Source organism: Adhaeribacter arboris, from assembly GCF_003023845.1.
In the GTDB taxonomy this organism is placed as follows: domain Bacteria; phylum Bacteroidota; class Bacteroidia; order Cytophagales; family Hymenobacteraceae; genus Adhaeribacter; species Adhaeribacter arboris.
The window spans coordinates 1,942,779-1,955,945 of record NZ_PYFT01000001.1; the positions used below are offsets into that span (position 1 = coordinate 1,942,779).

Below are 13,167 nucleotides of genomic sequence, written 5' to 3' on the forward strand. Positions count from 1 at the left end.
GCTTTTCTTGTTAGAATATAAATCCGGTTTAAACTACAATGGGGCAATTAAATCAGGGAATTAATGCATTTGGACCTGAAAACCAGGTACCAGCCGAAATAGTTCGGTAAAAAAATAAACCAATTTTTACTTAGGCGGTAGAATAAGCAATAGTTTATACTTAATTAAAAATTTTTATGGCAAATGCTACTTTATTAAAAATTCATCCGGATAATCCGCCTCTGAACAAAATTATGCAGGTGGTAGATATTCTACGCAAAGGAGGAATTGTAATTTACCCTACTGATACCATCTACGGAATGGGTTGTGATTTGCATAATGCCCGAGCTTTAGAACGGCTTTGTCAACTCAAAGGCATTAAACCCGATAAAGCCAATTTGTCTTTTATTTGTGCCGACCTGACGCATATTGCTGATTATGCCCGTAATATTTCTACTTCGGTTTACAAAGTAATGAAAAAAGCCCTTCCGGGTCCTTTTACTTTTGTACTGGAAGCAAGCAGCAAAGTACCCCGACTCGGGGGCATCCGCAAAAAAACCGTTGGTATCCGGGTACCGGATAATCAGATTCCATTATGCATTGTCCGGGAACTAGGTAATCCCATTATTTCAACCTCTATCCACGACGACGATGAAATAATCGAATATGCTACTGATCCGGAGCTAATTTATGAAAAATTTCGGCATTTAGTAGATGCCGTAGTAGATGGGGGCTACGGCAAGAACGTACCCTCTACGGTTGTTATTTGCGAAGATGAGCAGTTTGAGGTTCTTCGGCAGGGAGCCGGCGATATAGCAAACTTCGTTTGACTAATAAGTTAAGAGTTATGAGTTTAAAATCTATCTAAAATTTAATGAAAAGAATACTTAAAAGTTTATTTAGCTTTCATAAATTTTAGCGATAAAATCGCTCCGAAACTCATAACTCATAACTTTTAACTCTCAACTGCCCACCGGGCGGGCATGTTTCCAGCGACGGTGCGACCAAAGATAATCGGCGGGGTTTTCGTGAATCCAGTTTTCCAGCATGCGGGCAAATTGTTCCGTCAGGGGAAAGGCTGTTTGTAAAGCGGCTTCGGTGGGCTCCATCGGAATAAATTTAAAATGGTAATAACCCCGGCCCACTCGTTGCGCATGAATAAAAAACACCGTCATATTAAAAGCCTTGGCTAGTTTTTCGCCGCCTACAAAAAAACCGGCATCCTGGTTCATAAAGGTAGTCCAATACTGAATTTCGCTTTTGGGCGGGGTTTGGTCCGATAACATACAGAAAAGCCGCGGCCGATTTTTATATTGAATTAAATGCCGCAAACTATCTTTCATGCGCACTAAATCAGGACCTAATCGGGTACGAATATGCCACACGAATGCTTCGAAAAAGCTATTGCTCAAAGGTTTATAAACCACGTCAATAGGGCAACTTAAGAAAGGAATTCCGCCCGAAGGAGCCCATTCCCAATTTCCCTGGTGGCCGCCCAGGGCTAAAACCAAATTCCCTTTATTCGTTTCCGCTTCAATTATCTCCGGATTAAGTATTTGTACGCGTTTTTTTAATTGCGGCAGCGAAATAGAAGCCAGTTTTATGGTTTCTATAATAATATCGGTCAGGTTACGATAAAACCGTTTGGCAATTTTTAAATGTTGTGCCTTACTCTTTTCCGGAAAAGCCCGATGTAGATTCTGCAAAACTACTTTCTTGCGATAACCAATTATATGGTATATTAAAACGTATAATCCATCGGAAATAAAGTAAAGAACCGGGAAAGGCAGCCAAGCAATGGCTATCAACAGCCACCAAAGCAAATAATACCGTTTCCGGACGGGTAATTTCTTCATGAGGGCAATTGGTTTGATTTAGAAGATTTAGTACCTTCCACACGATTTCTCATAAAAGATGCTAATATAGCGGTATTGAAGCCGATTTGTATATGCCGCTATTATCTGAAATTCATTATAACCCGTGTATTGCTTATTTTCAGCGGGTAAATAAAACCGATGAAATCTGGCTCGAACAGCACGAGCATTACCTAAAACAAAGTTATCGCAATCGCTGTTCTATTTTAACGGCACAAGGCGTAAAAGATTTAACTATCCCGGTAAAAAAAGGCAACCGTAAAACATTAATAACAGAAGTTGAAATTGATTACGACCAGAAATGGCTAAATACCCACTGGCGAACTATTAAATCGGGCTACGGGAGCGCTCCTTATTTTACTTACTACAGCGATTTATTACAACAAATTTTAGAGCAGCGCGTTCCTACATTATTCGGGTTAAATGAAGCTCTTTTAAACTTTTATCTAAAAAGTTTGCAAATCCGCAAACCTATTACCTACACAAAGGAGTATATCACTTTGTACCCAAACGGGGTACTAGACTTACGAAATCAGATTCACCCGAAGAAGAAGTCTGCCATTTTGGACATTAAACCTTACCAACAGGTGTTTGGCAAACAATTTGCCCCTAATTTGAGTATAATTGATTTGTTGTTTTCACAAGGTCCAGCAGCGAAAAACTACCTGTAATTTCAGTTATTATTACACTGAACAATTACGTACAAATGCTTGTTTTTAAAATATAAACGCTTATCTTGTTACGGCGGCAATCAAATGGAATGCATTTTTTATTTTTAATTAATATACATGGAAGCTAAATTCTCAAACCGAGTAAAAGAGGTCATCTCGCTTAGCCGTGAAGAAGCTATTCGACTTGGTCATGATTATATAGGTACAGAACACTTGCTTTTAGGTATGATTCGCGAAGGCGAAGGTACTGCTATTACCTTGCTGAAAAAACTGGGTATTTCGATCGACGAGTTGAAGTATGCTTTAGAGCAGGCTACCCGTAATACGGCGAGCCCCGGCACCAGCATCACTGGCAGCATTCCGCTCACGAAACAAACCGAAAAGGTATTGAAGATTACTTACCTGGAAGCCAAAATATTTAAAAGCGATATTATTGGCACCGAACATTTATTGCTCTCCATCCTGCGGGATGAAGATAACATATCTTCGCAAACTTTAGCCAAATTTAACGTGAACTACGAAACCATAAGAGATTCCTTGGATTATCAAAACAATAATCCCATGGCGTCTTCCGATACCGACGACAACGACGACAACGATAAATTATTTGGCAGCAGCTCCAGCAAAGGTAGTACTGCCAAAAAACCTGGCGAAAAATCCCGGACTCCCGTATTGGATAACTTTGGTCGCGATTTAACCAAATTGGCCGAAGAAGACAAACTTGACCCCATAGTAGGCCGCGAAAAAGAAATCGAACGCGTTGCCCAGGTACTAAGTCGGCGTAAAAAGAACAACCCGATTTTAATTGGGGAACCCGGGGTAGGTAAAACCGCTATCGCCGAAGGTTTAGCCTTACGTATTGTGCAGAAAAAGGTATCGCGCGTGTTGTTTAACAAACGCGTCGTTACTTTGGATCTAGCTTCTTTGGTTGCTGGCACCAAATACCGGGGTCAGTTCGAAGAGCGTATGAAAGCCGTGATGAACGAATTGGAAAAATCACCGGATGTAATTTTGTTCATTGATGAGCTGCATACCATTGTGGGTGCGGGTGGCGCTTCTGGCTCCTTAGATGCCAGCAACATGTTTAAACCGGCTCTGGCTCGCGGCGAAATTCAATGCATCGGGGCTACTACCTTAGATGAATACCGTCAGTACATCGAGAAAGATGGCGCTTTAGCCCGTCGTTTCCAGATTGTAATGGTAGATCCAACATCGCCGGAAGAAACCATCGAGATTCTGAACAACATTAAAGATAAATACCAGGATCACCACCACGTATTGTACACCGACAAAGCGATTGAGGCTTGCGTGAAGTTATCAGATCGTTACATGAGTGACCGTTTCTTACCAGACAAAGCGATTGATATCTTGGACGAAGCGGGTGCCCGCGTACACATTAACAACATTATAGTACCGGAAGATATTCTAAAACTCGAAGAGCAAATTGAGAATATCAAAACTGAGAAAAACCGGGTAGTAAAATCGCAGAAATACGAAGAAGCGGCTCAGTTGCGCGATAAAGAGAAAAAATTAATCGATCAGTTGGATGCCGCTAAAAGAAGCTGGGAAGAAGAAACCAAGAAGAAACGTTATACCGTTAAGGAAGAAAACGTGGCCGAAGTAATCGCTATGATGACAGGTATTCCGGTAAAACGTATTGCTCAGAAAGAAGGTGTAAAACTGTTGAACATGGGCGAAGAACTGCGTGGTAGAGTTATCGGTCAGGATAAAGCCATTGCGCAGTTAGTAAAAGCCATTCAGCGCACCCGGGTAGGTTTGAAAGATCCGAAAAAGCCAATTGGTTCTTTTGTATTCTTAGGTCCGACCGGGGTAGGTAAAACCGAGTTAGCTAAAGTTCTCGCTACTTATTTGTTCGATAAAGAGGATGCTTTAGTTCGGATTGACATGAGCGAATACATGGAGAAATTCAGCGTATCGCGCTTAGTGGGAGCGCCTCCTGGCTACGTAGGTTACGAAGAAGGTGGTCAGTTAACCGAGAAAATCCGTCGGAAACCGTATTCAGTGGTATTATTAGATGAGATTGAGAAAGCGCATCCGGATATTTATAACTTATTGTTACAAGTACTGGATGATGGTATTTTAACGGATGGTTTAGGCCGTAAGGTAGATTTTCGGAATACCATTATCATTATGACGTCGAACATTGGAGCCCGCGATTTACAGGATTTTGGCGCGGGTATCGGTTTCGCCTCTAAAGCCAAGCAAGAAAACATGGACGAAATCATGAAAGGCACTATCGCCAGTGCGCTGAAGAAAACCTTCTCGCCGGAATTTATGAACCGTCTGGACGATGTAATTGTGTTTAACTCGCTTAATCGCGAAGATATTCATAAAATCATCGATATTTCGTTGGGCAAATTGCTGCACCGCGTGGATGCCTTAGGGTACAAAATTGAATTAACGGATAAAGCTAAAGATTTTGTAGCCGAAAAAGGTTATGATCCTAAGTACGGTGCTCGTCCGTTGAACCGGGCGATTCAGAAATACCTGGAAGATCCGATTGCCGAAGAAATTCTGAAAGCGGAATTGACCCACGGCGATACCATTATCATCGACCACGAAGAAGGCAAGGAAACTTTAACGTTCCAGTCGAAGAACAGTGGTAAAGGCACTACCGATAAAAAAGATGAATTGCCGGAAACGGAGCCTAGAACTACGGATCCAAAAGCAACCGAGTAAAAATATAATAGAGTTTTAATAGAAAGGCTGACAGTATTGTCAGCCTTTTTTGTTTGTTAACGTTAACTTAATATTATTAAAAATTTATTCTGGTGGTAGTTCATCTTTTTATAAATTTACACACGTAACTATCTAAACCCACCCGAGCAGCGCATTACATGGCAGACACAACCGGCTTAAGTAAAATAGAAATTTTAGAACAAAAGAACGCGGAGGCTTTATTAGGTGGGGGCCAAGCCCGCATTAATGCTCAACACGCTAAAGGGAAACTTACTGCCCGCGAGCGGGTTGATTTATTTCTGGATCCAGGCTCTTTTGAAGAAATCGGAAAATTTGTCATGCATCGCTCCAAAGATTTTGGCCTGGACAAAGAGTATTATTTAGGTGATGGGGTGGTAACCGGTTATGGCACGGTAAACGGCAGATTGGTATACGTATTTTCGCAGGATTTTACCGTCTTTGGCGGTTCTCTTTCCGAAACTCACGCCGAGAAAATAGTTAAGATCATGGATTTAGCCATGAAGAACGGGGCTCCGGTAATTGGCTTGAATGATTCCGGTGGAGCCCGTATTCAGGAAGGAGTGGTTTCATTGGGTGGGTACGCCGATATTTTTTACAAAAATACTTTAGCATCCGGTGTAATACCCCAGATTTCTGCCGTAATGGGGCCTTGCGCGGGAGGTGCCGTTTATTCGCCGGCCATTACAGATTTTATTTTAATGGTCGAGAATACCTCTTATATGTTTGTAACTGGCCCTAATGTGGTAAAAACCGTAACCCACGAAAATGTAACTTCCGAAGAATTAGGTGGAGCCAGCACGCACAGTATGAAAAGTGGGGTAACACATTTTTCTTGTGCCAACGAGGTAGAGTGCCTGAATACCATAAAAAAATTAATTAGTTATATTCCCCAAAACTGCGAAGATACCACGCCCCCTCTCCCCTACGATTCTAAGGAAGAAGAAACCCGTCCGGAATTAAATAACATTATTCCGGATAATCCTAACCAACCTTACGATATTCGGGAAGTAATTACAGGTATCATCGATACCGATTCCTTTCTAGAAGTACACCAAAACTTTGGGGAAAACATTGTAGTAGGATTTGCCCGTTTAGCCGGCCGCAGCATTGGTATTGTGGGAAATCAACCCGCGGTTTTAGCCGGGGTTTTAGACATAAATGCCAGCACCAAAGCGGCGCGTTTTGTACGATTTTGCGATTGCTTTAATATACCCTTACTTGTGCTGGAAGATGTACCGGGATTTTTACCGGGCACCGACCAAGAATGGCGGGGCATTATAACAAATGGAGCTAAATTATTGTATGCTTTCTGTGAAGCCACGGTTCCCCGTATTACAGTTATTACGCGCAAAGCCTACGGCGGTGCCTACGATGTTATGAACTCTAAACATATTGGGGCTGATTTAAATTATGCCTGGCCTACGGCCGAAATTGCGGTAATGGGTGCTAAAGGTGCCGCCGAAATTATATTTAAGCGCGAGATTGCGGCAGATCCGGATCCGGAAGCCAAACTGGCCGAAAAAGTGGAAGAATACCAGAAGAAATTTGCTACTCCTTACCGGGCAGCTCACCGGGGATTTATTGATGAAGTAATTTTGCCGGAGCAAACGCGGGCTAAATTAATAAAAGCATTTAAGATGTTGGAAAACAAAGTAGACCAGCTTCCCCGTAAAAAGCACGGGAATATACCTTTGTAGTTACAGGTTGTCAGGTTGCAAGTGAGAAAGTTAAATCATTTTTTAGTTTAACAATTCATTTGTTCAACAATGTTACAATCCCACAATTTAACTATTTAATAATTTACCCGTTCAACATTTAAAATTAAAGTCTGTGGTCTATCGACTATGGACTATCGACTAACACATGCGACAGGAAAGCTTTGATTTTTTACAGAAATACTTAAATACGGCAGCCCCAACGGGATTTGAAGCGGAAGGTCAGAAAATTTGGCTCGACTATTTAAAGCCCTACATTGAGGAATATTTTGTAGATACGTACGGTACCGTAGTAGGGGTAATAAATCCGGAGTCAGAATATAAAGTTGTTATTGAAGCGCATGCCGACGAAATTAGTTGGTTTGTTAATTATATTACCGATCAAGGGTACATTTACGTCCGTCGCAACGGCGGCTCGGATGCTTTAATTGCTCCTTCTAAACGTGTTAACATTCACACTCGTAAAGGTATCGTAAAAGCAGTTTTTGGCTGGCCGGCTATCCACGTTCGCAAAGTAGAGCAGGATAAAGCCCCCGCTATCGAAACCATTTTCCTGGATTGCGGTGCTAATTCCCGCGAAGAAGTAGAAAACCTGGGAATACACGTGGGTTCGGTTATTACCTTCGAGGACGAAGTAATGGTATTAAACGAAAAATACCTGGTAGGCCGCGCGCTCGATAATCGTATCGGGGGTTTTATGATTGCCGAAGTAGCCCGAATGCTGCGGGAAAATAAGAAGAAATTACCTTTTGGCTTGTATATCGTAAACGCCGTGCAGGAAGAAATCGGCTTACGAGGCGCCGAGATGATTGCTCACCGCATAAAACCCAATGTAGCGCTCATCACGGATGTAACCCACGATACGCAAGCGCCCATGTACGAGAAAAAAGTAAGTGGCGATATTTATTGCGGCAAGGGCCCGGTAATTACGTACGGTCCGGCGGTGCAGAACAATCTACGCGACATGCTCTTCGACGTGGCCCAGAAAACCGAAATACCTTTCCAACGAGCCGCCGCCACCCGCAGTACCGGCACCGACACCGATGCCTTTGCTTATTCGAACGAGGGAGTTGCTTCCGCTTTAATTTCGTTGCCTCTTAAGTACATGCATACTACCGTAGAAACGGTTCACTTCGACGATGTAGAAAACGTTTCCAAATTAATGTATGAATTTTTAATTCAGTTATCAGCTGGTTACGATTTCCGGTATTTGAGTTAATCTTCTGTTTTACAAAAGATGTCTTCCATATAGTACCTCACCTTTACTAAAATGGTGAGGTGTTTTTGTTTCTGTACATTGCCAACTAAAACAATCATGTTAGTAAGAGATCAGATGGGCTTCGAAGTGGAAGTACCTAGCCGGCCCCAACGCATTATTTCGTTAGTTCCTTCGCAAACAGAGCTATTATTTGATTTGGGTTTAGGTGAACAAATGGTAGGAATTACTAAATTTTGCATCCACCCGGCCGAAAAAGTTAAAAATAAAACGATTATTGGCGGGACCAAGAACTTTCATTTTGATGTAATAAATGCCTTACAACCGGATTTTATTATTGGCAACAAAGAAGAAAATTACCGAGATGGTATTTTACAATTAAAAGAAAATTACCCGGTTTGGATGAGTGATATTTCTAACCTGGCAGAAGCATTAGAAATGATGCAACAAATTGGCCTTGTTACCAACACCGCCGTCGCCGCGGAAAAGCTTACGCAAAAAATAAAGACTTTTTTTCAAAAAATTAACTCTACTCTTGATTTACCCACGGCATATTTTATCTGGCGAAAGCCTTATATGAGTGTGGGTCCGGATACCTTCATCCATGAAATGTTGAAAATTTGTGGTTTCCTGAATGCTTTTAGCGCCTACAACCGCTATCCGGAAATTAATGCTGAACAGCTACAAGCCGCTAATCCTACATTAATTTTACTATCATCGGAGCCTTACCCATTCAAAGAAAAACACATCCAAGAATTCCGAAATATTTGCCCGCATGCAATAGTCAAGCTAGTGGATGGTGAGCTCTTCTCGTGGTACGGCAGTCGTCTGCAATATTCGGCGGAGTATTTTGAGAATTTAGTGGAAGAAGTAAAAGCCGAGCTAAACTTTAAGAACTCAAATTGCCGGAATGATAAATCTGCCAACCAACCCTTATAACTTATAAAGTTATTAGCTATGAAATTCCATCAAATATTGAAGCGGCTACATTTCAGCATGTTAATTATTCTTATAATTCACTTATTTACCTTTGTATTGATAGGATTCGGTTTAAATGGCTGGTTAGTTTACGTATGGAAAGTAGAAACCTATCTATCCGGAATTTTATTATTCTTTATATCTATCAAAAAACATAAACGAATAGCCTTCTATACCTCTTTCTATATCCTGGCCCCGATTGGTATATTCTTAGCAAGGCTGGCAGATGGAATACTCGCAGGACTAATCGGTTCCCTGTTATTGGCGTTCTTAGTGCCTCCTACTTATGTATTAGCGGATAAAAACTACCAAATTCGCCGGGAATTTACTGGCTTTTTAGGCGGGTGTTGTTCCTATACGATAAAAGAAAACAAGTTATGGCTATTTGAAAAAACAGTAGCCGAGTTTCGATCTGTACATGAGCCCACCGAAATCTCAAAATTGGAAGTAGTTAAAAATATTTACGCTGTTATTCACTACAAACCGGAGGGAAAAAAAGATTCGACATTAGTTCTGTTAAATCAATAATTTTATAAAACGGCCGCTCGGCGCGAAAAATCTTCTACTATTTTATCTTCCTAATTTGTTTTACGTTTTCCGCCGTTTGTATTTTCCCAAAATTTTTCAAAAAATCATTGACTCTCCCCTTACGTCATACCTTATGTTTGTTCGGTAAATAAGCAATAAGTCGTGGAACGTTATTCTGTAAAAAAGCTGGCTGCATTGGCGGGGGTAAGTGTCCGGACGCTTCACCTTTACGACCAAATCGGTTTACTCAAACCCTCTATCCGTACCGAGAAAAAATACCGGATGTACGGAAAGGCGGAGGCCTTACGGTTGCAGCAAATACTCTTTTACAAAGAATTACAAATGCCTTTAAAAGAGATTGCGGAAATTCTAGACGATCCGCACTTTAATACTTTGTCGGCGTTAGAACTTCATAAAAAAGAACTACAGCAACGAAAAAAACGGCTGGACACCTTATTGCAAACCATTGACAAAACGATTGATCACCTAAAAAACAAAACCATGTTATCTACCGAAGAATTATACGAAGGTTTACCCAAGGAAACTACCGAAACGTGGCGAAAAGAAGCCCAGGAAAAATGGGGTTCCGCGTTCGAACATTCTGAAAACCACCTGCGCAACAAAACAAAACCTGATTTTGAACGCTTAAAAGAACAGGCCAATGCCAATCTGAAGAAACTTTTAAGTTTAATGAACGAAGAACCAACGAGCGAAAAAGTACAAAAGGAAATTGCCGAGCATTACGAAATTATTCGGGAGTTTTGGGGAACATCAGCCACCCCAGACAAACAGGCAAAGGCGTATGCCGGTTTAGGCGACTTATACGTAAGCGATGAGCGTTATACTAGTCAGGAAGGTAAACCGAACCCGGTTTTTGCTCAGTTCCTAAACAAAGCGATGAAGCATTTTGCCAAACAGCTAAAATAACTTTTAGTTAAATAAAAAGTCCTCATTTATGTTTGAGGACTTTTTTATTTCTTCTAAATCTTTATTCAGAAGTTTAGGCTTTCCATTTGAAGTCAGAGAGTATTTTACGGTTTATTTCTCTACGTTTTGAATTGTAAAACCTAGTTGTGTTAAATCCTGCCAAAAACCAGGGTAAGATTTTTTTACCACTGCGGGTTCTTCTATGGTAATGGGTGTAAGTAAAGCAATGGGCGCTAAAGCCATTGCCATTCGGTGGTCTTCGTACGTTTTAAAAACCGGATTATTGGAAATAGTACTGGCTGGTTTCACTCTGAATAATCCACCGCTTTTATCTTCCAGGCCGCCGCCAATTTTAGCTAATTCTTGTTGTAGGGCGGCAATCCGGTCGGTTTCTTTAATGCGTAAACTTTCCAGACCAGTCATTTCTACGGCCATACCTTTGGCTACCGCCACCACCGCAACTGTTTGAGCTAAATCCGGGCAATCGGTAAAATCAAAGCGGAACGGCTCTAATTTATCGCTTTTGGTTAAAATTACTTCTCCTCCTACGTACGTTGTGCGCACCCCCAAATGCTCCATAATCGTGGCAATGACACTATCGCCCTGGAATGACTCGGAACGGAGACCTTTTAATTCAACGGTAGCTTCCGGCGCCAGGGCTACCATGCTGTACCAATAACTGGCGCCTGACCAGTCCGATTCAATGGTGTACTGGTTCACGTGGTATTTTTGCGGCGGAATGGTGATTGTAGTTCCATCAAAAGTGCCTTTCACCCCAAAATGCTTCATCAGCGATAAAGTCATGAGAATGTAAGGCCGCGAACCAATTTTACCTTGTAATTCCAGCGTTAATCCTTGCGGAAAAAGCGGGGCTACCATCAATAAAGCCGAAACGTATTGGCTGCTAATATCCCCGCGCACTTGTAACGTAGCAGGATAATCTTGTTGCCGATCAATGCCGTTAAATTTTAAAGGCGGATAACCTTCCTGACCCAGGTACTCAATTTTGGCTCCGAGTTGGTGCAAGGCATCTACCAATACTTTAATCGGGCGCTGCTGCATACGGGCTGTTCCGGTTATTATTTTCCGTTGATCCGTTACCGCCAGGTAAGCGGTCATAAAACGCATGACGGTGCCCGCATCTTCGGCGTTTAATTCTTCGGCTGCGGATTGTAACAATCGGGTAATTACTTTGGTATCGTTCGCTTCGGACAAATTATCGAGTGTAGACATTCCGCCCGAAAGCGCATTAATTATTTGGGCCCGGTTACTCTCACTTTTCGAAGCGGGTAAGTTAACCGACCCGCGGAGTACCCCGGTAGAATGCGAAATAATTATTCCAGAATGGCTCATAATGAAGTATAATATTTTAGTGCGGCTTCTATTTCCGCTAAAGTAATCGGTTGGTCGTAAACCGCCTTCCCGATGCCCGCCAATAAAGTGCAGTTAATAGTGGTGCCGGTATTTTTTTTATCTTGTAAAGCCAAAGCCGCAATTGCCGAAAACTCATTGCCTCGGAGCATTACTTTTTCGTAGATTGAAAACAGAAAGGTTTCTATTTTAGCTAATTCAGCTTGGGTTAATAAGCCTTTCCGGAAGGATAAATAACTTTCGCCAAGCATTCCCACCGCAATGGCTTCGCCGTGCAATAAGCGGCGTTCCGGCTGAGATAGTAAATACGTTTCCAAGGCGTGGCCAATCGTATGACCGAAGTTTAAAATTTTACGCAAGCCTTGTTCCCGGGGGTCGGCGGTTACTACGCGGGCTTTTACCGCTACCGAATCCTGAATTAATTTCGTCCAGTCTTCCGTCATCAGACCCACGTATCTTTGCTCTTCAAACGAAGCCGCATCCGCAATTAACCAATGTTTTATAATTTCGGCGTAACCCGATTTTATTTCCCGTTCCGATAAGGTGTTCAAAAATTCAGGGTAAATAAAAACTTTTAAAGGTTCCTGAAACACCCCTAAATGATTTTTTAAACCGTTAAAGTCGATACCAGTTTTACCACCAATGCTGGCATCTACCTGGGCCAGTAAAGTAGTAGGAACTTGCACAAAGTAAATGCCTCGTTTAAAAATACCCGCGCAGAATCCGCCTAAATCGCCAATTACGCCACCCCCCATATTTACCAGCACTGACCAGCGACTAGCCGCTAAATCCGTTAATTTTTGCCAAACCTGCTCGCAAGTGGCCAGAGTTTTATGTTCTTCCCCGCTTTTTATTTGAATCAGGGTATGTTCGGGTAAGTACGGCCGCAGCAAAGGGTAGCAATGCACCCGCGTATTTTCGTCTATCAAAACCGCAACTTTATCAAATGCCCGGTTCTTCAGAAAAGTTTGCAGCTGCACTCCGGCTTCCGGTCCGATATAAATATTTTCTAACAAAATAATATAAATCTAAAGTTCTCGGCTTAAAAATAGCTATTAAATTTAACCTTTGTCAATTACTTATGTAAAAGTTTAAACTTTATATAAAGGAACATACTTTATTTAAAACTTGGTGTCTTATTTGAGTTTAACTTACCTAAGAAAATAAACTACTTAACTTTTTTGGCT

11 protein-coding genes are annotated in these 13,167 nt (G+C 41.8%); 8 read left to right on the forward strand and 3 right to left on the reverse strand.

Annotated elements, in window-relative coordinates; genetic code table 11:
• Positions 1–176: 176 nt before the first annotated feature.
• Positions 177–809 (forward strand): L-threonylcarbamoyladenylate synthase, encoded by a 633-nt coding sequence (locus AHMF7605_RS07990; protein WP_106928124.1) that lies wholly within the window; start codon positions 177–179, stop codon positions 807–809.
• A 132-nt stretch (positions 810–941) separates the two neighbouring features.
• On the opposite strand, the gene AHMF7605_RS07995 is transcribed toward AHMF7605_RS07990, so the two are convergent.
• Positions 942–1,835 (reverse strand): lysophospholipid acyltransferase family protein, encoded by an 894-nt coding sequence (locus AHMF7605_RS07995; RefSeq protein WP_106928126.1) that lies wholly within the window; start codon positions 1,833–1,835, stop codon positions 942–944.
• 92 nt (positions 1,836–1,927) lie between these two features.
• Between AHMF7605_RS07995 and AHMF7605_RS08000 the strand changes: the two genes are divergently transcribed.
• From AHMF7605_RS08000 to AHMF7605_RS08030, 7 genes are all read left to right on the forward strand, one after another.
• Positions 1,928–2,524: a WbqC family protein gene (locus tag AHMF7605_RS08000; RefSeq protein WP_106928128.1), complete on the forward strand. Its 597-nt coding sequence runs from the start codon at positions 1,928–1,930 to the stop codon at positions 2,522–2,524.
• 117 nt (positions 2,525–2,641) lie between these two features.
• Positions 2,642–5,224 carry an ATP-dependent Clp protease ATP-binding subunit gene (locus AHMF7605_RS08005; protein WP_106928130.1) on the forward strand — a complete coding sequence of 861 codons (2,583 nt, stop codon included), beginning with the start codon at positions 2,642–2,644 and terminating at the stop codon, positions 5,222–5,224.
• A 158-nt stretch (positions 5,225–5,382) separates the two neighbouring features.
• Positions 5,383–6,942, forward strand: a complete 1,560-nt coding sequence (locus tag AHMF7605_RS08010) for an acyl-CoA carboxylase subunit beta (RefSeq protein WP_106928132.1) — start codon at positions 5,383–5,385, stop codon at positions 6,940–6,942.
• A 166-nt stretch (positions 6,943–7,108) separates the two neighbouring features.
• Positions 7,109–8,179, forward strand: coding sequence for a M42 family metallopeptidase (locus AHMF7605_RS08015; RefSeq protein ID WP_106928134.1), 1,071 nt, complete (start codon positions 7,109–7,111; stop codon positions 8,177–8,179).
• 96 nt (positions 8,180–8,275) lie between these two features.
• Positions 8,276–9,115, forward strand: a complete 840-nt coding sequence (locus AHMF7605_RS08020; protein WP_233218978.1) for an ABC transporter substrate-binding protein — start codon at positions 8,276–8,278, stop codon at positions 9,113–9,115.
• 18 nt (positions 9,116–9,133) lie between these two features.
• The gene (locus AHMF7605_RS08025) at positions 9,134–9,682 is read left to right on the forward strand and encodes a hypothetical protein (RefSeq protein ID WP_146153544.1); all 549 of its coding nucleotides are present in this window, start codon (positions 9,134–9,136) and stop codon (positions 9,680–9,682) included.
• A gap of 162 nt (positions 9,683–9,844) precedes the next feature.
• Positions 9,845–10,609 (forward strand): MerR family transcriptional regulator, encoded by a 765-nt coding sequence (locus AHMF7605_RS08030; protein WP_106928138.1) that lies wholly within the window; start codon positions 9,845–9,847, stop codon positions 10,607–10,609.
• Between the two features lie 111 nt (positions 10,610–10,720).
• Here the strand turns inward: AHMF7605_RS08030 and aroA are convergent, their stop codons facing one another.
• Both aroA and aroB read right to left on the reverse strand, forming a co-directional pair.
• A complete protein-coding gene (aroA, locus tag AHMF7605_RS08035; RefSeq protein WP_106928140.1) occupies positions 10,721–11,962 on the reverse strand; it encodes a 3-phosphoshikimate 1-carboxyvinyltransferase in 1,242 nt (413 codons plus the stop codon).
• Entirely contained in the window at positions 11,959–12,996 is a 1,038-nt protein-coding gene (gene aroB, locus AHMF7605_RS08040) for a 3-dehydroquinate synthase (protein ID WP_106928142.1), read from the reverse strand. Before aroB ends, aroA begins: the two co-directional genes overlap by 4 nt.
• Positions 12,997–13,167 lie beyond the last annotated feature (171 nt).

Excerpts from the sequence above, each read along its gene's own strand:
- AHMF7605_RS07990 (WP_106928124.1), top strand. The coding sequence starts at position 177 with ATGGCAAATGCTACTTTATTAAAAATTCATCCGGATAATCCGCCTCTG.
- AHMF7605_RS07995 (WP_106928126.1), bottom strand. The coding sequence starts at position 1,835 with ATGAAGAAATTACCCGTCCGGAAACGGTATTATTTGCTTTGGTGGCTG.
- AHMF7605_RS08000 (WP_106928128.1), top strand. The coding sequence starts at position 1,928 with ATGCCGCTATTATCTGAAATTCATTATAACCCGTGTATTGCTTATTTT.
- AHMF7605_RS08005 (WP_106928130.1), top strand. The coding sequence starts at position 2,642 with ATGGAAGCTAAATTCTCAAACCGAGTAAAAGAGGTCATCTCGCTTAGC.
- AHMF7605_RS08010 (WP_106928132.1), top strand. The coding sequence starts at position 5,383 with ATGGCAGACACAACCGGCTTAAGTAAAATAGAAATTTTAGAACAAAAG.
- AHMF7605_RS08015 (WP_106928134.1), top strand. The coding sequence starts at position 7,109 with ATGCGACAGGAAAGCTTTGATTTTTTACAGAAATACTTAAATACGGCA.
- AHMF7605_RS08020 (WP_233218978.1), top strand. The coding sequence starts at position 8,276 with ATGTTAGTAAGAGATCAGATGGGCTTCGAAGTGGAAGTACCTAGCCGG.
- AHMF7605_RS08025 (WP_146153544.1), top strand. The coding sequence starts at position 9,134 with ATGAAATTCCATCAAATATTGAAGCGGCTACATTTCAGCATGTTAATT.
- aroA (WP_106928140.1), bottom strand. The coding sequence starts at position 11,962 with ATGAGCCATTCTGGAATAATTATTTCGCATTCTACCGGGGTACTCCGC.